General features: G+C 70.4%; 21 protein-coding genes. 14 read left to right on the forward strand and 7 right to left on the reverse strand.

From position 1 onward, the window contains the following. Nucleotides 1-14 precede the first annotated feature (14 nt). Together ACFV9C_RS06090 and ACFV9C_RS06095 are read right to left on the reverse strand one after the other, a co-directional pair. Entirely contained in the window at nt 15-923 is a 909-nt protein-coding gene (locus tag ACFV9C_RS06090; protein WP_380190991.1) for a carbohydrate ABC transporter permease, read from the reverse strand. Then, nucleotides 920-1,840, reverse strand: coding sequence for an ABC transporter permease (locus ACFV9C_RS06095; RefSeq protein WP_380190992.1), 921 nt, complete (start codon nt 1,838-1,840; stop codon nt 920-922). Before ACFV9C_RS06095 ends, ACFV9C_RS06090 begins: the two co-directional genes overlap by 4 nt. A gap of 185 nt (nt 1,841-2,025) precedes the next feature. On the opposite strand from ACFV9C_RS06095, the gene ACFV9C_RS06100 reads away from it, so the two are divergent. After that, the gene (locus ACFV9C_RS06100; protein WP_380190993.1) at nt 2,026-3,000 is read left to right on the forward strand and encodes a LacI family DNA-binding transcriptional regulator; all 975 of its coding nucleotides are present in this window, start codon (nt 2,026-2,028) and stop codon (nt 2,998-3,000) included. On the opposite strand, the gene ACFV9C_RS06105 is transcribed toward ACFV9C_RS06100, so the two are convergent. Beyond that, nucleotides 2,988-3,911, reverse strand: coding sequence for an SGNH/GDSL hydrolase family protein (locus ACFV9C_RS06105; protein WP_380190994.1), 924 nt, complete (start codon nt 3,909-3,911; stop codon nt 2,988-2,990). The two genes, ACFV9C_RS06100 and ACFV9C_RS06105, sit on opposite strands and share 13 nt — an antisense overlap. Between ACFV9C_RS06105 and ACFV9C_RS06110 the strand changes: the two genes are divergently transcribed. The 3 genes from ACFV9C_RS06110 (at nt 3,904) to ACFV9C_RS06120 (ending at nt 6,873) form a co-directional block, all read left to right on the forward strand. Continuing rightward, nucleotides 3,904-4,533 (forward strand): hypothetical protein, encoded by a 630-nt coding sequence (locus tag ACFV9C_RS06110; RefSeq protein WP_380190995.1) that lies wholly within the window; start codon nt 3,904-3,906, stop codon nt 4,531-4,533. The two genes, ACFV9C_RS06105 and ACFV9C_RS06110, sit on opposite strands and share 8 nt — an antisense overlap. Beyond that, nucleotides 4,530-5,654: a PrsW family intramembrane metalloprotease gene (locus ACFV9C_RS06115; RefSeq protein WP_380190996.1), complete on the forward strand. Its 1,125-nt coding sequence runs from the start codon at nt 4,530-4,532 to the stop codon at nt 5,652-5,654. The genes ACFV9C_RS06110 and ACFV9C_RS06115 overlap by 4 nt, the downstream gene beginning before the upstream one ends. Before the next feature lie 70 nt (nt 5,655-5,724). Then, nucleotides 5,725-6,873: a serine hydrolase domain-containing protein gene (locus ACFV9C_RS06120; protein ID WP_380190997.1), complete on the forward strand. Its 1,149-nt coding sequence runs from the start codon at nt 5,725-5,727 to the stop codon at nt 6,871-6,873. A gap of 1 nt (nt 6,874) precedes the next feature. Here ACFV9C_RS06120 and ACFV9C_RS06125 read toward each other — a convergent pair whose 3' ends face one another. Then, a complete protein-coding gene (locus tag ACFV9C_RS06125; RefSeq protein ID WP_380190998.1) occupies nt 6,875-7,555 on the reverse strand; it encodes an ABC transporter ATP-binding protein in 681 nt (226 codons plus the stop codon). Then, nucleotides 7,552-8,604 carry an ABC transporter permease gene (locus ACFV9C_RS06130; protein WP_380190999.1) on the reverse strand — a complete coding sequence of 351 codons (1,053 nt, stop codon included), beginning with the start codon at nt 8,602-8,604 and terminating at the stop codon, nt 7,552-7,554. Before ACFV9C_RS06130 ends, ACFV9C_RS06125 begins: the two co-directional genes overlap by 4 nt. 112 nt (nt 8,605-8,716) lie before the next feature. Between ACFV9C_RS06130 and ACFV9C_RS06135 the strand changes: the two genes are divergently transcribed. From ACFV9C_RS06135 to ACFV9C_RS06145, 3 genes are all read left to right on the forward strand, one after another. Continuing rightward, nucleotides 8,717-9,886 carry a sensor histidine kinase gene (locus tag ACFV9C_RS06135; protein WP_380191000.1) on the forward strand — a complete coding sequence of 390 codons (1,170 nt, stop codon included), beginning with the start codon at nt 8,717-8,719 and terminating at the stop codon, nt 9,884-9,886. 37 nt (nt 9,887-9,923) lie between these two features. Then, a complete protein-coding gene (locus ACFV9C_RS06140) occupies nt 9,924-10,556 on the forward strand; it encodes a response regulator (protein ID WP_380191001.1) in 633 nt (210 codons plus the stop codon). Between the two features lie 97 nt (nt 10,557-10,653). After that, complete coding sequence (locus tag ACFV9C_RS06145) at nt 10,654-11,643, forward strand: helix-turn-helix domain-containing protein (protein ID WP_380191002.1); 990 nt, start codon at nt 10,654-10,656, stop codon at nt 11,641-11,643. 42 nt (nt 11,644-11,685) lie between these two features. Here the strand turns inward: ACFV9C_RS06145 and ACFV9C_RS06150 are convergent, their stop codons facing one another. Beyond that, nucleotides 11,686-15,993, reverse strand: coding sequence for a S8 family serine peptidase (locus tag ACFV9C_RS06150; RefSeq protein ID WP_380191003.1), 4,308 nt, complete (start codon nt 15,991-15,993; stop codon nt 11,686-11,688). A gap of 140 nt (nt 15,994-16,133) precedes the next feature. Between ACFV9C_RS06150 and ACFV9C_RS06155 the strand changes: the two genes are divergently transcribed. The 7 genes from ACFV9C_RS06155 to ACFV9C_RS06185 all read left to right on the forward strand — a co-directional run bounded on the left by ACFV9C_RS06155 (nt 16,134) and on the right by ACFV9C_RS06185 (nt 23,167). Then, on the forward strand, nt 16,134-16,787 hold the full coding sequence (locus tag ACFV9C_RS06155; protein WP_380191004.1) for a response regulator transcription factor: 654 nt from the start codon (nt 16,134-16,136) through the stop codon (nt 16,785-16,787). Further along, complete coding sequence (locus ACFV9C_RS06160; protein WP_380191005.1) at nt 16,778-18,034, forward strand: ATP-binding protein; 1,257 nt, start codon at nt 16,778-16,780, stop codon at nt 18,032-18,034. The genes ACFV9C_RS06155 and ACFV9C_RS06160 overlap by 10 nt, the downstream gene beginning before the upstream one ends. A 51-nt stretch (nt 18,035-18,085) precedes the next feature. Continuing rightward, complete coding sequence (locus ACFV9C_RS06165) at nt 18,086-19,339, forward strand: hypothetical protein (protein WP_380191006.1); 1,254 nt, start codon at nt 18,086-18,088, stop codon at nt 19,337-19,339. Between the two features lie 84 nt (nt 19,340-19,423). Next, the gene (locus tag ACFV9C_RS06170) at nt 19,424-20,350 is read left to right on the forward strand and encodes an ABC transporter ATP-binding protein (protein ID WP_380191007.1); all 927 of its coding nucleotides are present in this window, start codon (nt 19,424-19,426) and stop codon (nt 20,348-20,350) included. After that, nucleotides 20,347-21,180 carry a hypothetical protein gene (locus ACFV9C_RS06175; RefSeq protein ID WP_380191008.1) on the forward strand — a complete coding sequence of 278 codons (834 nt, stop codon included), beginning with the start codon at nt 20,347-20,349 and terminating at the stop codon, nt 21,178-21,180. The genes ACFV9C_RS06170 and ACFV9C_RS06175 overlap by 4 nt, the downstream gene beginning before the upstream one ends. 53 nt (nt 21,181-21,233) lie before the next feature. Beyond that, nucleotides 21,234-22,511, forward strand: coding sequence for a sensor histidine kinase (locus ACFV9C_RS06180; protein ID WP_380191009.1), 1,278 nt, complete (start codon nt 21,234-21,236; stop codon nt 22,509-22,511). Then, complete coding sequence (locus tag ACFV9C_RS06185) at nt 22,508-23,167, forward strand: response regulator (protein ID WP_380191010.1); 660 nt, start codon at nt 22,508-22,510, stop codon at nt 23,165-23,167. The genes ACFV9C_RS06180 and ACFV9C_RS06185 overlap by 4 nt, the downstream gene beginning before the upstream one ends. Here the strand turns inward: ACFV9C_RS06185 and ACFV9C_RS06190 are convergent. After that, entirely contained in the window at nt 23,121-25,064 is a 1,944-nt protein-coding gene (locus ACFV9C_RS06190) for a hypothetical protein (RefSeq protein ID WP_380191011.1), read from the reverse strand. The genes ACFV9C_RS06185 and ACFV9C_RS06190 overlap by 47 nt on opposite strands. Nucleotides 25,065-25,147 lie beyond the last annotated feature (83 nt).

Raw genomic sequence — 25,147 nt, forward strand, 5'->3', positions numbered from 1 at the left:
CTCTCTGAGAAGTTTCAGCCCTTGACGGCGCCGGTCAGGACGCCCTTGGCGAAGTGGCGCTGGATGAACGGATACACGCAGAGGATCGGGACCACGGAGATCATCAGGATCGCCATCTGGATCGAGGTCTGCGGCGGGGCCGCCTCACCCGCGAGTCCCAGGTCCTGGCCGCCGAGCTCGACGCCGTTCACGACGTACGTCCGGAGCACCAGCTGCAGCGGCCACTTGGCGCTGTCGTTGAGGTAGAGCATCGCGTTGAAGAAGCTGTTCCAGTAGCCGACGCCGTAGAACAGGCCGATCACCGCGATCACCGCCTTGGACAGCGGCAGGCCGATGTGGCGGAACAGCTTCCACTCCGAGGCGCCGTCGATCCGCGCGGCGTCGATGATCTCGTTGGGCAGTCCAACGAAGAAGGAGCGGACTACGATCACGTTGAACGCACTGACGCTGACCGGCACGATCACCGCCCAGAGGCTGTTCAGCAGACCGAACTGCTGGACGGTCAGGTAGGACGGGATCAGGCCCGGGTTGAACAGCAGGCTGATCAGCACCAGCAGCAACAGCGCCTTGTTGCCGATCGTGCCGCGGCGGCTCAGCGCCCACCCGAGCGTGCAGGTCAGCGCGACCGCGATCGTCGTACCGACGGCGGTGACGAACGCGCTGATCAGCAGCGCCTGCGTCACGGTCCCGCCGGACAGGATCGAGCGGTACGCCGTGAAGTCGATGCCTTTGGTCGGGAACAGTACGAACCCGCCGGCCTTGGTGACCTCCGCGGCCGGCGCGAGGCTGGTCGAGATAACGCCGATGAACGGCAGCACGACGACCGCGCAAATAACGGTCAGGAAGACCGCCTTGACCACACGCTCGGTGACGCCCGGCATCGGCATGCCGCCCACCATGGTGCGGGACTGTTTGGCTTTCATCCGCGGTACACGCCTTCCTCGCCGAGGCGATGGGCGATCTTGTTGGCGGACAGCACCAGGGCCAGGGCGACGGCGCTCTTCACCAGGCCGACCGCCGCTGCCACCCCCCAGTTGCCGCCGAGGATGCCGTTGTTGTAGACGTACGTGTCGAGTACGTCGCTGGCGTCGACGCCAACTGCCTGCTGCTGCAGGACGATCTGCTCGAACCCGACGGTCAGCGAGTCACCCAGCTTCAGGATCAGCAGCAGGATGATGATCGGTTTCAGCCCGGGCAGCGTGACGTGCCAGGTCTGCCGCCAGCGTCCCGCGCCGTCCACCGCCGACGCCTCGTAGAGCGAGCGGTCGATCTGGGACAGTACGGCGAGGAACAGGATCGTCGCCCAGCCGGTGTCCTTCCAGAGCACCTGCGACGTGAGCAGCGCGCGGAAAGCCTCGACGTTGCCGATGATGTGCATCGGGCTGTAACCGTGGCTCCGCAGCCAGTTGTTGATCATTCCGGTGCCGCCGAGCACCTGCTGGAAGATCGCCACCACGATCACCCAGGACATGAAGTGCGGCAGGTAGATGATCGTCTGCACGAACTGCCGGAGCTTGTTCGACAGCAGGCTGTGCAGCACCAGCGCCACCACGATCGGCGCCGGGAACACGATGACGGTCTGAATAAGCGTAAGAATCAGCGTGTTCTTGACAGCGTTGAGAAATTCTCCGTCACCGTTGAAGATCACCGAGAAATTCTGGAATCCGGACCAGAGACTCTTACCGACGCCCAGGTACGGCTGATAGTCCTGGAAGGCGATAATATTTCCCCAGAGCGGGTAATACTGGAACGCCAGCAGGATCAACAGACCCGGAACCGCCAGCAGCAACACTGGGTAATCACGCCTCAATCGCGTCCCCAGCGAGCGCTTTTCACCCACGGACTCTCCTCTGGTCGGTCGCTCGAATAAAAAGTGATCGATCCACTTCTGAGCCGGTAGCTAACCTCAGCTGTGTTTGGGTGTCAAGACCTCGGTGATAGGCTGCGGAGCCTCGGAGGATCCCGGGGAGAAGGAGGGGGTTCGTGGCAGAGTCAGCACCCAGACGGCCGGCCACCATTCACGAAGTGGCCAGTTTGGCCGGCGTCTCGCACACCACTGTGTCGCGCTACCTGCAGGACAAGGACAGCCTGAAGCCGAAGACCCGGGTCAAGGTCGAGTTCGCGGTCAAGACCCTCGACTACCGGCCGAACCTGGTCGCCCGGTCGATGCGCACCCGGCACACCAACCGGCTCGCGATCGTGCTTGCCTCCGGCATGCACTTCCCCGGCCGGATGCTGGCCGCGGCCTCCCACACCGCCCACGAGGCGGGGTACCAGGTCGAGATCGTCAGCGTCGAGGGCGGCTCCGCGGCCCGGTCGGCCCGCGTCGACGAGCTGGCCAGATCCGGACAGGTCGAGGGCATCCTGGCGTTCTCGCCACTCGCCCTCAAGGGCAAGAAGACGAACCGGGTGCCGATCGTCGAGAGCAGCACGTACGACGACAAGCTGCACGGGCTGGCCGAGCTCGCGGACGCGACCCCGGTCCGGGAGATCGTCGACTACCTGGCCTCCCTCGGGCACCGGACGTTCCTGCACCTGGCCGGCGACCTGGAGAACTTCGCCTCCGCGCGGAACCGGAAAAGCGTGTACCTGGAGACGATCGAGCGCCGCGGGCTGCGGTCGGCCGGGGCGATCGACTGCGACTGGTCGGCGCAGGCCGCGTACGACGCGATCCTGGCGCTGCCGGACGACACCGACGTGACCGCGGTGGTGGCGGCGAACGACGTGGTCGCGATGGGCGTCGTGCGCGGCGCGCTCGCCCGCGGATGGAAGGTGCCGGACGACCTGAGCGTGTTCGGCTGGGACGACGAGGAGATCGGCCGGTTCGCCACGCCGTCCCTGTCCACCGTCGCCGTCGACCGCGAGGCGCAGGGCCGGGTCGCGATCCAGCGCCTGCTGGCCGAGATCCGCGGCGAACCGGCTCCGACGCCTCCCGAGCAGAAGATCAACCGGCTGATCTTCCGTGAGTCGACGGCACCTCCGCGCGATCAGCGTGGGTGACGATCGACCAACCGATCCAGCTGCCGCAGATCCATCGCGTCCGCCAACTGCTGGTACGCGGCGGCGTTCGGGTGCAGGTGATCGCCGCTGTCGTAGGCAGCCAGCAGGTGGTCCGGGTTCGCCGGGTCGCGGACCACGGCGTCGAAGTCGACCACCGCGTCGAACGCTCCCGACGTACGGATCCAGCTGTTCACGATCGCCCGCTGGGCAAGGGGCCCGGCGCCGCAGACGCCGTACCCGCCGCACGGTGTGATGGTGAGGCCAACGATCTTCAGGCCGGCCGCGTGCGTCCGGTCGACGAGGTCCCGCAGGCCGCCGATCACCTCGTCCGCAGGGATGTTGCTCGCGGTCAGGTCGTTGATGCCTTCGGCAACCAGTACCAGTGAAACCCCTGGCTGGTCGAGGACATCGGCGTCGAGCCGGTGCTGCGCGCTGACGCCGAAGTAGGGCGGCTGGCGGTCGAGTGTCACCTCGTTGCCGCCGATCCCGGAGTTCGTGACCGCCTGCAGTTGCCCGGGTTGGCCGGCCGCGATCCGGGCGAACAGCGCGTCGCTCCAGCGTGTGTTGCTGTTGTCGGCCGTTCCGGTCCCGTCGGTGATCGAGTCGCCGAGCGCGACGCTCGTACCGACATGCGGCGCCGTCACCACGTCGACGCCGGCCGCGAGCGTCACCGACGTACCGCCGCCGAAGGTCACCGGGGTCTTCGCTCCGTTGGGCTGGCCAACGGTCACCTGGTCGAACGTCACCGGCCGGGTGCCGTACCGGTTGGTCAGCCGGACGCGGACCGACGTACCGCCGACGGTGGGGTAGACGACGTTCCGGATGGTCTGGTTGGCAGCAGCCAGGCAATCGAGGCGACCGAAGGTAGGGCGGACTCCACTTTCGGCGGTTACGCTGAGTGTTGTGATCACAACACCGCAGGGGTGGGTGCCGGTTGAGCATCGGGTGGTTGGGCTGGATCGGCGGACGTTCGGGGCCGGGTTCGCCGCGCTGGTGGTGGCGTTGCTGTTGATCTACGGGTTTCAGGCGTTGAACTCGGCGATCCCGTGGCACAACGAGATCAAGGCTGGGCAGGTGCTCGACCTCGGCGGCGGTGCGAGCGCCGTACCGCCGGTGGGGTGGCAGCTCGAGCGCGGCACGCTGGTCGGTGGTGCGGGGGCCGTCGCCACGAATCTGCAGGTGGTGCTCGCGTCCGGCGGTGCGACGGTCGAGCTCGACGGGACGACGTACGACGGGGACGCCGCCGCGTTTCTCGATCAGGTACGGCGGTCCGAGGGCGACTCGGCCACCGTGCTCGGCGCGCGGGGGTCGTTGACGACCGAGGCGGGGCTCGTCGGGGTCGTGCAGAGCAGCACCGGGCCGAGCGGGGACGCGGTCGACGTCGCGTTCAAGATGGCCGTCGGTACGCCGGAACAGGTCGCCGCGGCGCCCGCGCTGCTGGTGGAGGTGCGGACCTCGGCCGGGCAGTTCGAGCGCTACCGGGATCAAGTGGACGCCTTGCTCCGCAGCATCAAGCCGGGAGCGCCGCAGTGACCGCGCAGCAGGAAGCGATCGAGGAGTCCGGGTGGGGACAGCCGTACCGGTTCCTGCAGCCGCAGAACGTCGCGTTCTGGGTGTACCTGTTCGGTGTCGGTAGCGGCGCGTTGACGATGTGGCGGTACTTCGCGACCGGCGCCCAGTTCTACCAGGCGGCGCTGACCGGCGGCGTGATCCTGTTCGGGCTCTACCTGGTCCCGTGGCTGATCCTGCTGCAGCGGCAGAACCGGTTCACCGCGCAACCTCCGGCGCTGCTCGCGACGGGCTTCGTCTGGGGCGGGGTCGCGGCGACGTTCTGGATCGCGTTGCCGGCCAACAGCGCACTTCTGGAGATCTGGACCAAGCTCGGCGGTACGTCGTTCGCGACGAACTGGGCGGCCGGTCTGACCGCGCCGGTCAACGAGGAGTTCGCGAAGGCGCTCGGCCTGGTGCTGCTGATCGGGCTCGCGCCGCGGCTGGTGCGGAGCGCGTACGACGGGTTCATCATCGGCGCGTTCATCGGGCTGGGGTTCCAGGTCTTCGAGGACCTGCTGTACGTGTACAACGGCGCCACCCAGGTGTACGGCGTCGACCAGTTCAGCTCGTCGTTGCGGGTCTTCGTGGTCCGCGGCGCGGCCGGGATCGTCTCGCACGCGATGTTCAGCGCGATCTTCTGCGCGGGGCTGATGTGGGTGCTCGGGCGGAGCGGTGACCGCCGGGTGGTGCGCGGCGTACTGACGATGCTGATGGCGATGGTGTTCCACTTCGCGTGGGACGACATGGGTGGACTCAGCGGCGGCTCGGCGTTCGCCGTCGTGCTGCCGTTCCTGATCGCGATCGTCGAGCTGACGGCGCTCTTCTACGTACTGCGGCACGCGGCGGCGCAGGAGCGGACCTGGATGCGGGACCTGCTCGCGCCCGAGGTGGAGTCCGGCGTACTGGACGAGGCCCTGCTCGACGCGGTCAGCGGGCTGCGGAAGGACCGGAAGAAGTACCGCAAGCAGCTGCACAGCCGGTCGAAGGCGCGGCACCGGATCGAGGCCGCGAACGACCTGGCGCAGGAGATCGCCCGGGCCGGCGGCGGCAGCTCCCCCGGCGTCGACCACGCGCGCTCCGAGCTGGTCCGGGTCCAGGGGTAGAGCACGCTCTACCTCGCGCCGGGCGCCAGCGGGATCGATTGCCGACGGCATCGTTTCTAGCCTTTTCGACATGCCAAAGTTCACTCTCGCCGTCGCCGCCGTCCTCGCACTCGCCGGACTCGGCACCGCCGCGACCCTGACCAGTACGCCGCCGGCCGCCGAGGCGGCAACGATCCGGCACGACGCCGTACAGCAGCAGCTCGACGCCCTTGCCAAGGGCAACAGCTTTCCAGGCGCGATCGCCACCGTCCGGGACCGCAGTGGTCGGGTTCGGACCTACACCGCCGGAGTCGCGGACCTGACCACCCACGCACCGATCGCCCGCGACAGCCGGGTGCGGATCGGCAGCAACACCAAGCCGTTCACGGCCACCGTCGTACTGCAGCTCGTCGGCGAGGGGAAGGTCGACCTGGACGCGCCGATCGACAAGTACCTGCCGGGGATGGTCCGCGGCGACGGTCTGGACGGGCGGCGCATCACCGTTCGCCAGATCCTCCAGCACACCAGCGGGATCCCCGACTACGACGACGTACTGGCGGGCGATTACCTGAAGCTGCAGCACGTGTACTGGGAGCCGCGCGAGCTGGTCGACGTCGCGCTGAAGCACAAGGCATCGTTCCCGCCGGGGACGAGCTGGGAGTACAGCAACACCAACTACATCCTGGCCGGTCTGCTCGTGCAGAAGGTGACCGGGCGGCCGATCGGCGAGGAGATCACCCGGCGCGTGATCGACCGGATCGGCCTCAGGGACACGTACTGGCCGGCGCTCGGCGACCAGACCATCGCGGGCCCGCACCCGCACGGCTACTACAAGACGACGCCCACCGGCCGGAACGTCGATGTCACCGAACTCGAGCCGTCGCCGGGATGGTCCGCCGGCGCGATGATCTCGACACCCGCGGACCTGAACCGCTTCTTCACCGCGCTCATCAACGGCAAACTCCTCCGCCCCGCGCAGCTCAAGCAGATGCTCACCACCGTCCCCGCACCCGACCTGGATGTGACGCCCGGCGGCAGATACGGCCTCGGCATCGCCGCCCGGCCACTCCCCTGCGGCGGCTACGCCTGGGGCCACGGCGGCGACATCTTCGGCTTCGAGACCCGCAACGAGGTCACCACCGACGGCCGCGAAGCTGCCCTCGCCGTCACCTCGATGCCAACCACCGAAGCCGACGCCAAGCGGGTGGCCGGCGCTCTCGACACCGCCCTCTGCCAGTAACTCAGGCCGGGACCGGGGCGGTGAGGCGCCCGTCGTCCATCGTCACGGTCCGGTCGACGAGGTGCAGGTGTTGCAGGTCGTGGGTGACCATGACCGTGGCGACCTGCTGCTCGTGCGTGATGTCGCGCAACAGACGGACGACCGCCTCGCCGCGGTCGTGGTCGAGGGCCGAGGTCGGTTCGTCCACCAGGAGCAGAGCGGGGTCGCCCATCAATGCGCGGGCGACCCCGACGCGTTGACGTTCGCCGCCGGAGAGCTGCTGCGGCCGCTTGCCCGCCTTGGAACCGAGCCCGACCCGGTCGAGCAGTTCGCGCGCACGGGTTTCCGCCGTACGCCGAGAGGTTCCGGCGACATGCGCGACGAGCAGCAGCTGGTCGACGGCCGTCAGCGAGGCGAGCAGGTTGGCCTGCTGGAACACGAACCCGATCCGCTCCCGCCGGAGCCGGTCACGGCCCTGCTGGTCGAGCGCGGTGACATCGGTCGACTCGAGGACGACGGTCCCGTGCTCCGGTGTCGTGAGCGCTCCGGCCACCGCGAGCAGACTGGACTTCCCGGAGCCGGACGGGCCGGTCACCGCGACGAACTCGCCCGGCGCGACCCGCAGGTCGACGGCGTCGAGGGCGACCAGGCGCCGGTCGCCGTCCGGATAGGTCAGGCGGACATCGGTCAGGGTCAGGGTCATCGCGCTGCTCCCAGAGCGGTCAGTGGGTCGGCGGTGCTGACCCGGCGGACGGAGAAGGCGGCGCCCAGGGCGCCGGTGACGATCACGGCGACGAGCGGGATTCCGATCGTGCTGACGTCCAGGACGAACGGCATCACGCGAGCCGCCAGTACGCCGACGCCCGCGGCGACCGCCGCGCCCACGGCGGCACCGGTGAGCAGGACGATCCCGGCCTGCGCCAGTGCATCGCGCAACAGGTATCCACGGCTGCCGCCGATCGCCCGGACGACGGCGAGGTCGGGGCCGCGCTGCATGGTCCACACCGTGAAGAACGCGCCGACGACGAGCGCGGAGACCACCAGCAGCAGCGCGCGCATCAACTGCAGCGAGCCTTGCTCGGAGGCGTACCCGCCGACCGCGGCGAACGCCTGATCGCGGCTGACCGACGTCCACCCGTCGCCGTCGCCCGGCAGTTTGCCGGCGGACGCGACCGCGGAGATCGTGTCGGTCCGGGCGATCCGCTGCCAGGCACCGATCGGGGTGTACACGACCGGCAGGTGGTTGAACGAGGTGCTGTCCACGATCGCCGCCACGGTGACCCGCTGACCGCCGAGCAGCACGGTGTCGCCGACGGCGTACGACTGGGACTTGGCCAGCTCACTGCCCAGCGCGACCTCGGCACCGGTCGGCGCCCGGCCTTGCCGGAGCGCCGGGTAGAGCGCGGGATCGGTACCGAGCACCGTGACCGCGGTCGAGCGGTCGCCGGTCTGCAGCCGGGTGGTCGCGGCGCCCAGCGGATAGGCGGCATCGACACCGGGCCGGGCCGCGACCGCGCCGGCGGTGTCCGCGGGAAGGTTGCTGGTGGCAAAGGAAATCTGCTGCCCAGCGGCCGGGCGCTGGAAGGTGACGGCGTCGACCGGCAGCGCCGACACCGCCGACACACTGGCCGCGCCGAGCCCGGCTGTCAGCCCGGTCAGCAGGACGACCATGGCGGTCATCAGCGCGATGATCGACCCGAGCAGCACGAACCGCCCGCGGGCGAATCGAAGGTCACGAACTGCGATGAACATGTCTCCAGCGTGCTCGCCCGGACGCCCGCGCACATCGCGCGACCGATGGGACCTGGAACCCATCGAAAGTTGGGGGTGCGGCGCCCGCCGGGCCGGTACCGTCGTTACCGTCATGGATCGTCCCCCGACGCGGCCCGCGGCCGTCACGCTGTCGTTCCTCCGGCAGGCCGAGCATGTCCTGTTCGCGGTCCTGCTGGTGGTCGGTGCCGTCCGTACGGCGCGGTCCGGCGGGCACACAGCCGCCGTACTGGCGGTGGTGGTCGCGGTCGCGGTCTGGTACGTGCTGGGCATCGTCCTGGCGCGCCGGGCGTCGGGCCGGGGCGTCGCCGGCGGCTGGTTCGCCGGTCTCGTCGCGGGGTGGATCGTGCTCGCCGTGCTGTCGGTCGACTTCGTGTGGCTGGCGTTCGCGTTGTTCCTGCTCGCGATGCAGCTGCTGCCGCGGACGGTCGGGCCGCCGGTGGTCGCCGTACTCACCGCGGTGGCGATCGCGGCCGTCGCCGTACCGGCCGGGAAGCTGACCGCGCCGAGTGTGCTCGGCCCGGTGATCGGCGCGGCGGTCGCGGTCGTGATCATGACCGTCTACCGGAACCTGCGGCAGTTGCTCGCCGAACTCACCGCGGCGCAGGACCAGCTCGCGGCCGCGCAACGCGAGGCCGGGGTGCTCGCGGAGCGGGAGCGCCTGGCCGGCGAGATCCACGACACCACCACCCAGAGCGTGTCGGCGATCGTGCTGCTGCTGAAGTCCGCGGCCGGCCGCTGGCCCGACGCACCGCCCGCGGCCCGCGAACAGTTGGACGCCGCGATCGAGTCGGCCCAGGCGGCGCTCGAGGACACCCGCCGGACGATCCGTGCGCTGACGCCCGCGTCACTGGCCGGACGCCCGCTGACTGACGCGCTTGGCCAGCTGGTCGAGGACGCGCGGCGGCTCGGCGTGGACGCCCACCTGACCGTCGACGGTACGCCGTACCCGCTCGCTACTCCGGCCGCTGTCGCGCTCCTCCGCGCCGGGCAGGAGGCGGTCGCCAACGTCCGTGCCCACGCCGGCGCCGGCCACGCGGAGCTCACGCTGACGTTCCATCCCGGCGCGGTCAGCCTGGACGTCGTCGACGACGGAGAGGGCTTCGATCCTGGACGGCCGCGGTCCAGCAGCACCGGTACGGGCCTCGGGCTGAGCACCATGCGCCGCCGGCTGGAGGCCGTCGGTGGCACGCTGGTGATCGAGTCCGGTGCCGGGCAGGGCACCGCGCTCAGCGCCCGGATCCCGATCGAGGAGGCACCGTGAATGCCGAGCCGCTGCAGGTGCCGATCGAGGAGGAACTGTGAGTACCGAGCCGCTGCGGGTGCTGATCGTCGACGACCACCCGATCGTGCGCCGCGGGCTGCGCGCGGCGCTGGCCGCCGACCCGGGGATCGAGGTGGCCGGTGAGTCGGCCACCGGCGCCGACGCGGTTACCCAGGCGGCCGAGCTCCACCCCGACCTCGTCCTGATGGACCTCAATCTTGGCCCCGGGATGAACGGCGCCGAAGCCACCCGGCGGCTGCTGGAGCTGCCGCGGCCGCCGCGGGTCCTGATCCTGACGACCTACGACAGCGACGCCGACATCCTCCCGGCCATCTCGGCCGGCGCCACCGGCTATCTGCTGAAGGACACCGACCCGGACGAGCTCCTGACCGCGGTACGGCTGGCCGCCGCGGGCGAGACCGTCCTGACCCCGGCCATCGCCAACCGCCTGGTCACCCGGGTCCGGGCACCCGAGCGGGCCTTGACCGCACGCGAGATCGAGATCCTCGGCATGGTCGCGGCCGGCCGGTCCAACCAGGCCATCGCCCGTGCCTCGTTCATCACCGAGGCGACCGTCAAGTCGCACCTCGTCCAGGTCTTCGCGAAGCTCGCCGTCGACAGCCGCACGGCTGCCGTCGCGGAGGCCCGCCGCCGCGGCATCATCCCGTGAGCGTCGAGTGCGCGCCGGCGTCGCTGCTCTTGCGCCGCGACGAGGCCGGCCGCACGGCCTGCGCGTACCCACCGATGCTGGTCCGTATAGTCGCCGCATGACCCCCTTCGGTTCGCTGGCCGGGCTTGGTGTCGGGCCGGCTGCCGAACGGGTCTACCGGGACCTGATCTCCGGCGGTACGTCGACCGCGGCCGAGGTCGGCGTACGGCTCGGGATCGGCGCCGGCGAGGTGACCGCTGCACTGGACGCGCTGGTGCCCGCGGGGCTGGTCGACGTTGCCGACGGGCGGCTCTCCGCGGTGTCGCCGTCGCTCGCGCTCGGAGCGATCGTCGTGCGGCGGGAGCAGGAGGTGCGGGACGCCCGGACGGCGCTCGACGCCTTGGCCGAGGAGTACCAGAAGGCCCGTCAGGTGCACGTCTCGGACGGGATCGAGATCGTCCGCGGTGAACGCGAGCTCGGCGGTCTGCTCAGTCGCTTGCTGTTGTCCGGCCGGGAGCAGTACCGGCTGTTCGCCAAGCCGCCGTTCTCGGTCAACGGGCTGTCGGAGACCGAGACCGAGCGCGAGGTGGCGGGCCGTGGTCTGCGCGAGCGGGTGATCATCGAGCGGACCGTGCTCGACGAACCGGCCGCGGAGAAGGATCTGCTGACCTCGCTCGACCGCGGTCAGGAGATCCGGATGGTGCAGTCGTTGCCGGCGAAGTTCCTGATCGTCGACGACACGATCGCGATCGTCCAACTCACCCGCGGCGGGGCCGCCGAACCGGAGAACGCCCTGGTGCGCAGCGGCGGGTTGCTGGACTGTCTGATCTTCACGTTCGAGAGCTTGTGGCGTACGGCGATGCAGTTGCGGGAGGCACCGGGACGGCGGGTCGACCCGTATCTCGCCTCGCCGACGGACCTCAACGACCCGGCGGACCGCGAAGTACTCACGTTGCTGCTCGCCGGGTACACCGACGCGGCGGTGGCCGCCCGGCTCGGGATCGGGCTGCGGACCGTGCAGCGCCGGGTGCGCCGGCTGATGGACCTGGCCGGCACCGACTCCCGCGTCCTGCTCGGCTGGCACGCGCGGGATCGGGGCTGGCTGTAAAGCGGGCCGGGCCGCCGCGGAACGACGGCCCGGCACCACGTGCTACTGACCCAGACCGGCCGGGATGCTCAGCAGGACCGAGCTGGACGTCGCGTTGCCCGGGCCGCCCTCGCCGTACAGCATCAGCTGGTGCTTGTTGTTGATGCCGAAGCTGTACGTCGGCTGGAACCAATCGCTGCCCGGGATCATCCCGGACAGGTCCCACAGCCGCCCGGACGGATCCCAGAGCGCGGACACCTCGAAGTCCGGTGCGAGCTCGACCGTCCCGAGGATCCAGCCGTCGTCGGTGACGCCGGTCGCGGTCGCGTTGAATCCGTAGTCCGCGAGCCGCCGCATGCCGCGGTCCTTCGTCCACACGAACGCGTCGTCGCCGCTGGTCCCGACCACGGTGCCGGTCGCATTCACGTCCATCGCCTGCGCCGAGCGCTGCCCCGGCAGGGTGCCGAGGTCGTGGACGGCGCCGGAGCCGGCGTCCCAGGTGACCGCGTGCATGACGTGGTCCGCGGTCAGCGCGTTGCCCGCGATCGTGCCGGAGTCGTTGATCGCGCGCGGCTGCGTCCCGGACGGGTCGCTCGACAGGTGCTCCAGCTTGGTGAACGTCCCGTTCGCGTGGACGAACGGGTCACTGTAGTTGTGCCAGCCGTCGGCCTCCTTGACCGTCAGCTCCGCGAACCCGGTCACGGTCCCGGAGTTGTTGATCGCGGTCGCATAGCCACCGGAGTACGCACGCCAGCCAGGCACACCCAGCTCTGTGAGTGAACCGTCCTTGGCCCACTCCGCCGGCATCAGGTGGCCGGACGAGCCGATCACGATCCCGGCCGCGGTCTGCGCGTCGTTCAGACCCAGGACCGAGCCTTCCCGGTTGGTCCCCAGGTCCAGGTTGGTGAACCCGGTCTGCGCGGTCCAGACCGTCGGGGTCATGTGCGAGTTGTACTGCCGGTCGCCCGCCACCACACCGCTCTCGTTGATGGCCGCACCAACGAACGGCTTGTCCCACTTCACGACGTCCAGCTTCGGTACGTCGACCACCGGCAGCTTCACGTTGACGGCGCCGATCGTGGTCCCGTACTGGTTCGCGACCCGGACCCGGCCGACCATCGGCGCACTGCTCAGCTGCCGCGCGGCGACGGTCATCGTGGCGTCGATCGGCATCGTCCGGCCGCTCGCCACCGGATAGCTGGTCCCGGTCGCCGAGGTGATGGTGCCGAGGCCCTTCGAGTACATCTCCTCGTGGTAGTCGAAGGTGACCTCACCGCTTGGCACGTTCGCCCCGGCCACGACCACGAAGTACGAACCCGGCCGCGGGTCGTCGAGCACGATCCGCTCCGGCGCACCCCCGGTCGTGGTGCCCGAACCGACCATGCTGCTGCCGAGGAACAGGTAGAAGTCCAGGTCGGCCGCCGGGTCCCGCGGCGTCAGCGTCAGGTCCAGGCGGGTCGCCTGCCGCGGTACGTCGACCTGGTTCATCGTCGTCGCGCCCTGCGACACCGGCGCGTACAGATCACGGACGTACCCGATCTCGCCCGTACCGACCGTGGCGATCGCCGGGGCGAACGCATTCGTACCGGTGCTCTTCACGGGCGTCGGCGCGTTCATCGTCACCTTGTCGAGCGTGACCGTACCCGGGTCGAACTTCATGCCTTGCAGCGAAACCGTTGCCACGTAGGGGTTCTGCTCGACCGCCGACGTACGGCGGGACTCCACCACGAACTCCCATACCCCGGGCTTCGGGCGGTAGACCGCGCGGGCGGTCGCGTTGCAGCCGGCCGGGTCGGTGTAGTTCGTGTAGCAGTGGTTGCTCGCGTTCGAGTCGGCCGGCATGCCGTCCGGGTCGATCGGCAGGATCCGGACCTGGCTGCCATTCGCGACGCCGTTCAGCGTGAGCTGCAGCGCCTCGACGCCTTCCGGTACGTCGACCAGCAGCGACGTACTGCCCGTCTTCGGGAGCTTGCCCGCGCTGGTGACGGCGAAGTCCGGTGCCGTCAGCTTCTTCGTGGACAACACGGTGACCGGGATGAACTGGTCGATGCCGACCGTGGCCGGGTCGTCGACGGTCATGATCGCGCTGTGCACCCCGGAGGTCCGCGGGAGCGCCGTGACCGTGATCTCGGCGGACTTGCCGAGCTGCAACGGCAGCGCCGCACGGGCGCTGAACGTGCCGTCGTTGCCGATCCAGCCGATCCGGTGCACGGCGTTTCCGGCTGCGCCGCTGGTCCGGGTGACGTTCACCTTGTACGTCTGCTCCGTGCCGGTCGCCTGTCCACAACGGTTGTAGATGCCGGTGCCCGTGTTGGGCTGCGCGAGCAGACCGGACAACGAACTGCAGACCGGCGCGGACACCGTCAGGTTGTTGACGTGGACGCCCGCACTGAGCTGCTTCCAAGCCGCGACAGTGTCGATGACGCCGGCGCCTTGCGCGGTCGTCGGTACGCCGGTGATCGGACGCGCGGTGCCCGTGAACGCCGTACGCAAAGCGGCCGGCGAGACCGTGAGTGAACGAGCTTTGGCCGCAGACAGCAGCAGTGCCGCGGAACCGGTGACCTGCGGTGTCGCCATCGACGTACCGTTGGCCATCCCGTAGCCCGCGGGCAGCGAGTAGCCGGCCTCCGCGACCGCCTCACCGGGCAACCACATCGGGATCGACGAGATCGCCGCGCCGGGCGCCGCGATCTGCGGGGCGAGCGCGCCGTTCTCGGCCGGACCGCGGGACGAGAACCCGAAGATGCCGAGCGGGGTGGCGACCTTCGACCCGTAGTTCGCCCACCAGGTGGCGGAGCTGACCGAGGCCGCGACCGAGAGCGCCTTGCTCGCAACCGACGGCGAGCTGACCGTGTTGGTGCCCAGCTCGTCGTTCCCGGCCGCGACCACGATCTGTACGCCGTACTTGTCGATCAGCGTGTCGTACAGGGACGCGATCACGTCCGAGCCGTCGTTGAGGGCCGGGAGGCCGCCGATCGACAGGTTGACGACGTCGACGTGCCGGTTCACGACCAGGTCGATCATGCCCTCGGTGAGCGCGGCCTGGGAGCAGCCGCCGCTCCACACGCAGGCGCGGGCGGAGACGATCTGGGCGCCCGGTGCGGCGCCGTGCATCTGCCCGCCGAACATCGACGTACCGGCGATGATGCCGGCCACGTGGGTGGCGTGCGCCGCGACCGGGAGGCCGATCGAGACGTAGTTCGCGGTCTTGCCCGCGTAGCTCGGGCCGAGCGGCGAGAGGTCGACGTTGTCGCGGTACTCGACGACGAACGGGATCCGCTCGTTCTGCGGGGTCTTCGGGTCGTCGGCGCCGAAGTGCCCGACCTGCTGCCGCACCGCGTACGGGGCCATCGCGCCGTCGTCGAGGAAGTTCTGGTCGTTGTTCCCGTCGACCCAGATCCGGTGCGTGGCCGGGTCGTACAGGACGCCGTACGAATCGTTGGTGTCACCATCCTGGTTGAGGTCGCCGGCGAAGTCGCTGCCGGCGGTGGACCCCTCGTAGAACAGGCCGAACTGGAAGGTGCCCGCGGGCGCGGTCCAGGTCTTGCCGCCGGACGTGAACGTCGGCCCGGTCTTCGTCAGGGTCATCCGGATCCAGCTGCCGTCACCGTCGGTGACCGGGTCGGTCTCGGTGACCCAGTCGACGATCTTCGGCTTGCCGTCGCTGGTCTTCTGCAGCGCCGGGTGCTCCACGTCGACGCCGGTGTCCAGTACGCCGACCCGGACGCCGCGGCCGTCCCACGCCGGGTTCGCGGCGGCGAAGGCGGAGGCGCCGGTCTCGTCGATCGGCAGGTACGGGTTGTCCACCGGGGTCGCCGCGCTCGGCGCCTGCGGACCGGCGGCCTGCTCCGAGCGGGCGCCGGACGTGCTCACGTTGGGAACGGGAACGGCGTACGTGCGGTTGAGGTCGATCGCTCCGACCGCGGGCAGCGCGGCCAGCGTGGTGACGCTGTCGGTCGGGACGCTGGCCCGGACGTACCCGACCTTGCCGGACACCGACCCGACGGTACCGCCGGCCTTCTTGACCGCGGCGACCACGTCGTCGGTCGCACCGTTGTGCGCGAGCATCAGCACGGTGACGGTCTTCTTCTTCGCGGACTGCGCCTGCTGGAGCAGCTTGGTGTCGGCGGCACCGAGCTTCTCGGCGGCCGGCTTCGACACGGTGTCGCCGGTCGGCTGGAACCCGTCGGCCTGGCGCGGCCGGTAGAGCGGGTCCGGCGTACCGGAGTTCTGGCCGAGCGCTGACCGCCCGGCGGCGTGGGGTCCGTTCGGATCCGCGGCGCTGCTCGCGGCGGCGCCGGCCGGCGCCAGCAGGGCGGCCGCGATCACCACCGCGGACGCGGCAGCGATACCGCTGGTACGTCGTTTCATCGTGCTCCTATCAGTGGCGGAGAGCACAACCTCGCAGCCCGGCGACGGCCCGATCAACGCATGCGCGGGGCGGATGTACGCCGTGGCAGAATGCCGCCGCCTTCAGCTGACACTCAGCTACGGGTGGGTAGGTTGCCCTGGTGGCGAGAGTTGCGGTGTGTGAGGACGATCGTGCGTTGCGTGGTGTGCTCCGGCGGGCGCTGGAGGCCGACGGGCACACGGTCGTTGCCGCCGCCAACGGCCGGGAGCTGCTCGCGCAGCTGGAGCCGGCGCCGAACGCCGTGGTCCTCGATCTCGGGCTGCCGGACGCGGACGGGCGGGACGTGTGCCTGGCGTTGCGGGCGCACGGGGTCGACGCGCCGGTGCTGATGCTGACCGCGTTGAGCGGGCTGCACCACAAGGTCAGCGGGTTCGAGGCGGGCGCCGACGACTACCTGACCAAACCGTTCGACGTACCGGAGCTGCTCGTCCGGGTCCGCGCGCTGCTCAAGCGGACGACAGTGAACGTCACGGCCGACGAGGTGGTGCTGGACCCGACGAGCCACGAGGTACGGCGGGGTGTGACCGGCGAGCCGCTGACGCCGACCGAGTTCCGGCTGCTCGGCCGGCTGATCTCGGTCCCGGGCGAGGTGGTACGGCGGCACGCGCTGGTCGCGGCGGGCTGGCCGCACGGCGCGTACGTCAGCGAGAACACGCTCGACTCCTACCTGCGCCGCCTCCGGGTGAAGCTCGACCGCCTCGGGATCGCGGAACGGGTGGCGACCGTCCGCGGGGTCGGGTACCGATGGGACTGAGCGGTTTCCGCGGGCGGATCGTGTCGCTGGCGGTGCTGACGGCGACGCTGGTCGTCGCGGTGCTCGTCGTACTCAGTCACGTCCTGCTGACCCGCGCGACCGACGCCGACACCCGGACGCTCGCGCGGACCCGGGCCGAGGCGGTCGCGGCGACGGTCGAGGTGGTCGGCGGGAAGCTCCGGCTGGTCGAGGGCGCCGGCGACGCGTTCGACACGGTCACCTGGGTGTACGCCGACGGCCGGCTGATCGACGGCACCCTGCACCCGTCGACCGCCGACGACGTCCAGCGCCTCGGGGCGTCGGGCCGCAGCGAGTTCGTGACCACCCCGCCGTACCTGCTGTACGGCGCCCCGCTGCCGATCCAGGGGCAGCACGTGACCGTGGTCGTGATGGTGGACCTCGCGCCGTACGAGAGCTCCGAGCAGCGCAGCCTGGTGATGTCGCTGATCCTCGGCGCGTTCGCGATCGTGCTCGCCGCCGTGATCGCGTACGTCGGGGTCAGCCGCTCGCTGCACGTCGTCCGGCGGATGTCCGCGCTGGCCGACGAATGGGGCGACCACGACCCCGACCGGCGGTTCCGGATGGGGCCGCCGCGGGACGAGTTCGGCGAACTCGCGCAGACCTTCGACCGGCTGCTCGACCGGGTCTCGGACACGATCGCCGACGAGCGCCGGCTGACCGACGAGATCGCGCACGAACTGCGCACGCCGATGTCGGTCCTGCGCGGCGAGGCGCAGCTCGCGGAGCTGTCCGGCGCCGAGGTCGACCCGGAACTCGTCCTCACCGAGACGGACCGGCTGAGTACGGCGGTCACCGCGATCCTGGACGCCGCCCGCTCCCGGATGCCGCGCGAGGCGAGCTGCCGGCTGGCCCCGGTGCTCGAACAGGTCGTGGAAGGCCGGGTCGTGGACCTCGACCTGCCGCCCGACCTCGACGTGGCGGTCCCCGCCGACGTGGTGGTGGCCGTCCTCGCGCCGCTGCTGGACAACGCCGCCCGGCACGCCCGGAGCCGAACGTCGCTGACCGCGGCGACGTACGACGACCACGTCGTCGTCCACGTCCTCGACGACGGCCCCGGCTTCCGGGAGGACGAACTCGAGCGGGTCTTCACGCCCGGCCACAGCCGTACCCGGGGTCACGGCCTCGGGCTGGCCGTGGTCCGCCGGATCGCGACCGCGACCGGCCTCACGGTCCGCGCCGTCGCCGACGGCCGCGGGCACGTCGAAGTACGGTTCCCCAGGCCCTAGAGCAGATCCTGGTCAGGTTGTCTGCAGGTTGCGCGCGCGAGGGTGGGCAGCATGACTACCAACACCGCAACCCGCACAGCGACCCCTCGGGTGTTGCTGAACAAGGTGCCCGAAGTCACTATTTGGTTCTGGCTGATCAAGATTCTCTGTACGACGGTCGGCGAGAGTTTCGCGGACTGGATCAACATGCAGCTGGGTGTCGGGCTGGGGATGACCGCGGTGATCTTCACCGTGGTGTTCGCGGCCGTCCTGATCTGGCAGTTCAGCACCTCGCGGTACAAGCCCGCGGCGTACTGGCTCACCGTTGTCGTCGTCAGCGTCACCGGCACGCTGTACACCGACATCCTCACCGACCAGCTCGGCGTACCGCTGTGGATCAGCACCTCGGTGTTCGCGGTCGCGCTCGCGGTGGTGTTCGGGATCTGGTGGGCCCGTGAACGCACGCTGTCGATCCACAGCATCGTCAGCAAGCCCCGCGAGGCCTTCTACTGGCTGGCGGTGCTGGTCACCTTCGCGCTCGGTACGGCGGCGGGCGACTGGACGCTCGAGCTGACCGGCTGGAGCCCGGGTGTGTCCGTACTCCTCCCGCTGGCGCTGATCGCGATCATCGTCGGCTGCTGGCGGATGGGCGGGAACCCGGTGCTGGCGTTCTGGCTGGCGTACATCCTGACCCGCCCGCTGGGCGCGAACCTGGGCGACTGGCTCGCCTCCCCGAAGGTCCCGGACAAGGGCCTCGGCCTCGGCACGCTGGTCACCAGCCTGATCTTCCTGGCCGCGATCCTCGCCACCGTCGTGTACCTGACGATGACGAAGTCCGACGTGATCGAGGGCCACGAGCAGCGCGAGCGGACGCCGAAGTACCACCGCAAGCACCTCGAATGGCCGATGGTCGGCGTGATGGCGCTGGCCGCCGTCGCCGCCGGAGTCGTGCTGAACTGGGCGTCCGCGCAGCCGCACGCCAACGCGGCCGCCGAGGGCGAAGGCCCGAACCCCGCGGCGAACCTGCACCTCAGCTCGAAGCAGGCGCTCGCGAACTTCCCGGCCGTCGACGTGCGGCACTTCCGGACCATCGTCAAGGGCATGGACGCCGCGCTCGCGAAGGGCGACCAGGCCACGCTGAACCAGGGCGTGAACGCCTACGAGAAGGCGTGGGACGACGACCAGGGCAAGCTCCAGCCGCTCGACGGCAAGGCCTGGGGCTTCATCGACAGCCAGAACGACGCGCTGTTCACCTCGGTCCGCGAGAAGAAGGACCCGACCGCCGAGAAGGCCGCGATCACGGCACTGCTGAAGACCTTCGGCTGACGTAGTACCGCGGTACCACGCACTCCGGAAGATCAGGCCCCCGGTACTACGGTTCCGGGGGCCTGGACTTCCTACCTTGGCTCCATGATCGAAGCGAAACAGCTGACGAAGCGGTACGGCGAGACGACGGCGGTCGACGGACTGGAGTTCACGGTCCGCCCGGGCGCCGTCACCGGGTTCCTCGGGCCGAACGGCGCCGGGAAGTCGACCACGATGCGACTGATCATCGGCCTGGACGCGCCCACCCACGGTTCCGTGACGGTGAACGGCAAGCATTACCGGGAGCACCCGTCGCCGCTGCAGGAGGTCGGCGCGCTGCTCGAGGCGAAGTCGGTGCATCCCGGCCGGTCCGCCTTCAACCACCTGCTCACCCAGGCGCAGACGCACGGCATCCCGCGCCGCCGGGTGGACGAGGTGATCGAGCTGACCGGTCTGCAGTCGGTCGCGAACAAGCGCGCCGGTCAGTTCTCGCTCGGCATGGGCCAGCGGCTCGGCATCGCCGGCGCGCTGCTCGGCGACCCGGCGACCGTGATGCTGGACGAGCCAGTGAACGGGCTGGACCCCGAAGGCGTGCTGTGGATCCGCAACCTGCTCACCCGGCTCGCCGCCGAGGGGCGGACCGTGTTCGTCTCGTCGCACCTGATGAGCGAGATGGCGCTGGTCGCGGACCGGCTGATCATCGTCGGCCGCGGCAAACTGCTCGCTGACACGAGCGTCGACGAGCTGGTCCGGCAGTCGGGCGGTGACGCCGTACGGGTGGCGACCGCGGAGCCTTCGAGGTTGCGGGACGCGCTCGCCGGGCCGGGCGTGCAGATCGTCGGCGCCGGCTCCGAGCAGCTCGAGATCACCGGCCTGACGGCACGATCGGTCGGTACGACGGCCGCCGAGCACGGGATCGCGCTCTACGAGCTGACCACCGTGCAGGTGTCGCTCGAGCAGGCGTTCATGGACCTCACCCGCGACGACGTGGTGTACCACGGCACGACCGACCTGAAGGAGCGTGCCGCATGACCGCCGTCGCGCAGAAACCACCCGCCGCCGCCACGAAACCGGTGTACCGGGTCACCGGGGCGCACGTGCTGCGGTCGGAGTCGACCAAGCTGTGGTCGTTGCGGTCCACCTGGATCACGCTCGGCCTGGCCCTGCTGTTCCTGCTCTTCTTCGGCATCGTCGCGGCCTGGCGCTACCACTCCGCGTTCACCTCGGGCCGGCGGATGGACCCGGACTTCGCGGACTCGACAGCGCTCAGCCTGTCGCTGTTCGGCGTACCGATCTCCCAGCTGGCGCTCGGGGTGCTCGGCGTGCTGGTGACGGCCGGCGAGTACTCCACCGGATCGATCCGCTCCACCCTCGCCGCGGTACCGCGCCGGTTGCCGGTGTTGTGGTCGAAGGCAACGGTGTACGGCGTGGTGGCGCTGGTGGTCGCACTGGTCGGCACGTTCGTGGCGTTCCTCGTGGACAGCGGGATCCTGCACAACACGCCCGCGGCGCTGACGATCTCGAGCAGCGGGGTCCTGCGGAGCCTGCTCGGGGCGACCGTGTACCTCTGCCTGGTCGGCGTGATCGGCGTCGCGCTCGGCGCACTGCTGCGGTCGGTGGCCGGAGCCATCTCGGTACTGGTGGCGGCCCTGATGCTGATCCCGGGGCTGATCTCGCTGCTGCCGACGTCGTGGCACAACGCGATCCAGCCGTACCTGCCGAGTGTCGCGGGCGAGTCGATGTACTCGCTGCAGCACGGACCGCACACGCTGTCGGCAGGACCGGGATTCCTGGTGTTCGCGGCGTGGACCGCGCTGGCGCTGGCGGGGGCGGCGTGGCGGTTGTCGCGCAGCGACGCCTGAGTGGTAGCTGAGAGCAGTCTCCTACCATGCGCCCCGACGGTCACAATGGAGTCGTGACGGTGGTTGGTGGCCAGGTGCCGCCGGTCGATCCTGATCCGCTCTGGCGGCACCCGTGGGTGGTCCGCCTCAGCCAGGTCGCCCGGCGGCTGCGCCGCGCGGACCGTGCCCGCCCGTGGGTTCTCGACACGCTCGTGGTGCTCGGCGTCGTGCTGCTGTTCTGCGTACCGGACCTGCTGCGCGGCGTCGATCCGCGGGAGCTGGCGCGTCCGTTCGCCGAGCCTCCCAGGTGGGCCATGATCGCGCTCCAGGCCGGTCTGGTGCTGCCGTTGTTCGTACGGCGGCGTGCGCCGATGACCGCGTTCGTCCTGACGGCCGTCGCCTTCACCGTGCAGTGGTCGCTGCTCGTGTTCCTGCGGGCGGATGTCGCGTTGCTGATCGCGCTCTACAGCCTCACGTTGCACAGCTCGCTGCGCCGGCTGCTCTGGGCGTGCGCGATCACGATCGCGGCGTTCGCGTTCGCCGTGGTCCGGATCGCGCCGATCGTGTCGGTGGCCGAGATCGCGTTCTTCCTGGTCAGCGCGATGACCGCGGCGATCGCGCTCGGTCTGGTGGTCCGGATCCGGCGCTCGCAGCTGGCCGGGCTCCGGGACCGCGCCGCCCGGCTGGAGATCGAGCGCGACCAGCGCACCCTGCTCGCCGTCGCCGGTGAGCGGGCCCGGGTGGCGCGCGAGATGCACGACATCCTCGGCCACAACCTGTCGGTGATCATCCGGCTCGCGGACGGCGGCGCGTACGCGGTCCGGGTGCATCCGGAACGGACCGCCGAGGCGCTGACGCTGATCGGCGAGACCGGGCGCGAGGCGCTGAACGACCTCCGCCGGACGCTCGGCGCGCTCCGCGACGACACCGTCGTACCGGAGCTCAGCCCGCAGCCCGGGATCGCGGACGTCGACGCGCTGTGCGAGCGGTTCCGGCTGGCCGGGCCGCGGGTCAGCTACCGGACCGCGGGCGAGTTCCCGGCCGACCGCGGTCTGCAGCTGGCGGCGTACCGGATCGTCCAGGAGGCGTTGACCAATACGCTCAAGCACGCCGGGCCGGACACGGAGGCGCAGGTGTCGCTCGAAGTCGTCCAGCAGCAGCTGCGGATCCGGGTCGAGGACACCGGGCCGGTCGGCGTACCGCTCGTCCCCGAATCCGCGGCCGGGCAAGGCCTGATCGGGATGCGGGAGCGGGCCGCGCTGTACGGCGGCGTCGTCCGGACCGGGCGTACTCCGGCCGGCGGGTGGCGTGTCCAGACCGAGCTCGACCTCGCACCGCAAGGGACCCCATGACCACGGTACTGATCGTCGACGACCAGCCGCTGCAGCGCCTCGGCCTGCGGATCCTGCTCGAGTCCGTCCCGGAGACGCAGGTCGCGGGCGAGGCCGAGAGCGGTTCGGAAGCGGTCCGCCGGACCGCCGAGCTGCGCCCCGACGTGGTGCTGATGGACATCCGGATGCCCGGCATGGACGGGATCGAGGCCACCCGGCGGATTGTTGCCAGCGGCAATCGCTCGCGGATCCTGGTGCTGACCACGTTCGACCTGGACGAGTACGCGCACGCCGCGCTCCGGGCCGGGGCGAGCGGGTTCCTGCTGAAGGACGCGCGCCCCGAGGAGCTGCTCGGCGGCATCCGCGCGGTCGCGGCCGGCGACGCGATCATCGCGCCGGCGCTGACCCGGCGGCTGCTCGACACGTACGCCTACCAGCTGCCCAGCGCCGCGCCGGACAGCGAGAAGCTCCGCGCGCTGACCGACCGCGAACGCGAGATCCTGATCGCGATCGGCCGCGGCTGGACCAACCCGGAGATCGCCGCCCGGTTGCACCTGTCCGAGTCGACCGTGAAGACCCATGTCGGGCGAGTGCTCGCCAAGATCGGCGCGCGGGACCGCGTTCAGGCCGTCATTTTCGCGTACGACGTAGGGCTGGCGTCGCCGAATCCCGCATAGCGTCCACGAGGAGCGGGAGCGCCACGGCACAACAGATGCCGAGCACGATCACGCCCGAATCGTTGGCGGCCAGACCGACGACGGCTGCCACCAGGCAGGCCGCGACACACGAGCGCAGGACCGGCTCGGTCTCGAACAGCTGGGTGGCTCTCCGTCCAGGCCGGATCACCACGTACGCGGTGAGCAGGACGACGAGTGCGACCAGTACAGCCAGCCACGGGCGGCCCGCGAACGACTGCACGTTGGCGTCGAGCTTGCGATGCAGCGTGCTGCCGGCGGTGCCGTCGATCACCTGCTGCACGAAGTTCCCGAGGTGCGACCGGCGGCCAGGTCCTCGTGACCAGTCGGCCAGGGCGAGGCCCACGACCGCCGCGATCGCCGCCGCGCCGGCGATCAGCACCCAGCGGGCGCGGACCCGTACTCCGGCGACGGCCGCCGCGAGGAGCGCGAGGCCGGGGATCAGCGCGAGCACTCCGCCGAAGTCGGCGCCGAACGACGGCCAGCCGTCCACCAGCACTGCCGCGAGGCCGATCCCGGCGATGCTCAGCACGGCCCGGCGCCGAGGCGCCACGCTGGCAACCCACGCACAGGCGATCAGGACCGACATCGCGAAGGCGCCGAAAGCAACGTTCCCGACCCCGTAGAACCGTCCCGCGTCGAGCGGCGACAACCCCCACAGACTCGACAACTGCAGCCGCGACCCGGTCACCACATCCGCCGCCAGCACAACCGCCGTCACCGCCGCCACGAACCCGGCCGGCCCGAGCCGCTGCCGCCGCCACGGACCGAACCTGGCCACCGTCCCGACGACGACCGCCCAGCCGATCACGCCGATCCACAGCACGAGTGACGCGGCGGAGAATCGCCACCACTGCAGGAGATTCGCCAGGAACGATGCTACGGGCAACGAGGCACTCACGAGCAGCAACCACCGCGGCCGCCCGAACGCGATCACTAGCCCGCCGGCGACCAGCGCCCCGATCCCGACGAGCCAGTAGAACGCGGTCACGTTCCGATCGATCGTCTGCGCCGCCCGATCGAACTGCGCCGCCTGGTGCGGCGCGCCGGGCGTTGTCCACAGTACCGAACCAACCGCTCGGTCGGGGGTGCTGACGCCCAGGGCGTTCAGGATCGTCGGCGTCAGGTCGGTGAGCTGCACCAGTCCTGGGTGTCGCGTCGAGTTGGCGGTCAGCAGACCCGTACCGCTGCCATGGACGACCAGCGCCTGCAGATGCGGAGCCGATCCGTTGGGCAGCCCCACGACCACCAGCTCGGCCGACGGCGCCGCCGCACGCACCTTCGCGATCGCGGCCTCCAGCCCGCTCGACGGCACGTCGACCACGGTCAGCGGACAAGCTGTCAGGTCCGCGGTCTGCAGGTCCGGGCTGTAGCGCGCCACCTGACCACGCGCATCAGCAAGCGCAAGCCCCGCCCCCGGACCGACCGCACTCGCGCACCCGTGACGCGCCGCGCCCGCCGCCAGCAGTCCGAACTCCGGATCGTACGACGACTGCCTGCCCAGCAGCCCGATGTCGGACCACCGCGACACAGTCCCCTGCCCCATCAACTCCGCCGGCGCGACGCAACCGCCGCCTTCGCTCCGCGGCGCGTCCGTCCGTACGCCGGTGTTCAACGTCAGCCACCCGTCCGCCGCACAACCGACCACAGCCACCGTCCGCACCGAGACAGCGGCCACGGCGGAGTCCCCCACCAGCCCCCACAAACCCGGCGTCGCACTCGTCGACACGTCCGACCACGTCAGCCCACTCACCCCGAGCACCACGACAGGCGCCGCATCGGGCACGGCGAGCGCCGGAGTGGCGGCGGCGTGGGTGAGGAACCCGAGCAGCAGCGCCGCCAGGGCACGCCTCCCGATCCGACGTACGAGCCGTGCCATGGCTGGAAGGTACCCACGGTTACCTGAGTACTAGCTGAGTGCTAGTACGCATCGCGTAGTACGCAGTGTGTACTATGGCCGGC

The organism is Kribbella sp. NPDC059898 (assembly GCF_042730855.1).
GTDB lineage: Bacteria > Actinomycetota > Actinomycetes > Propionibacteriales > Kribbellaceae > Kribbella.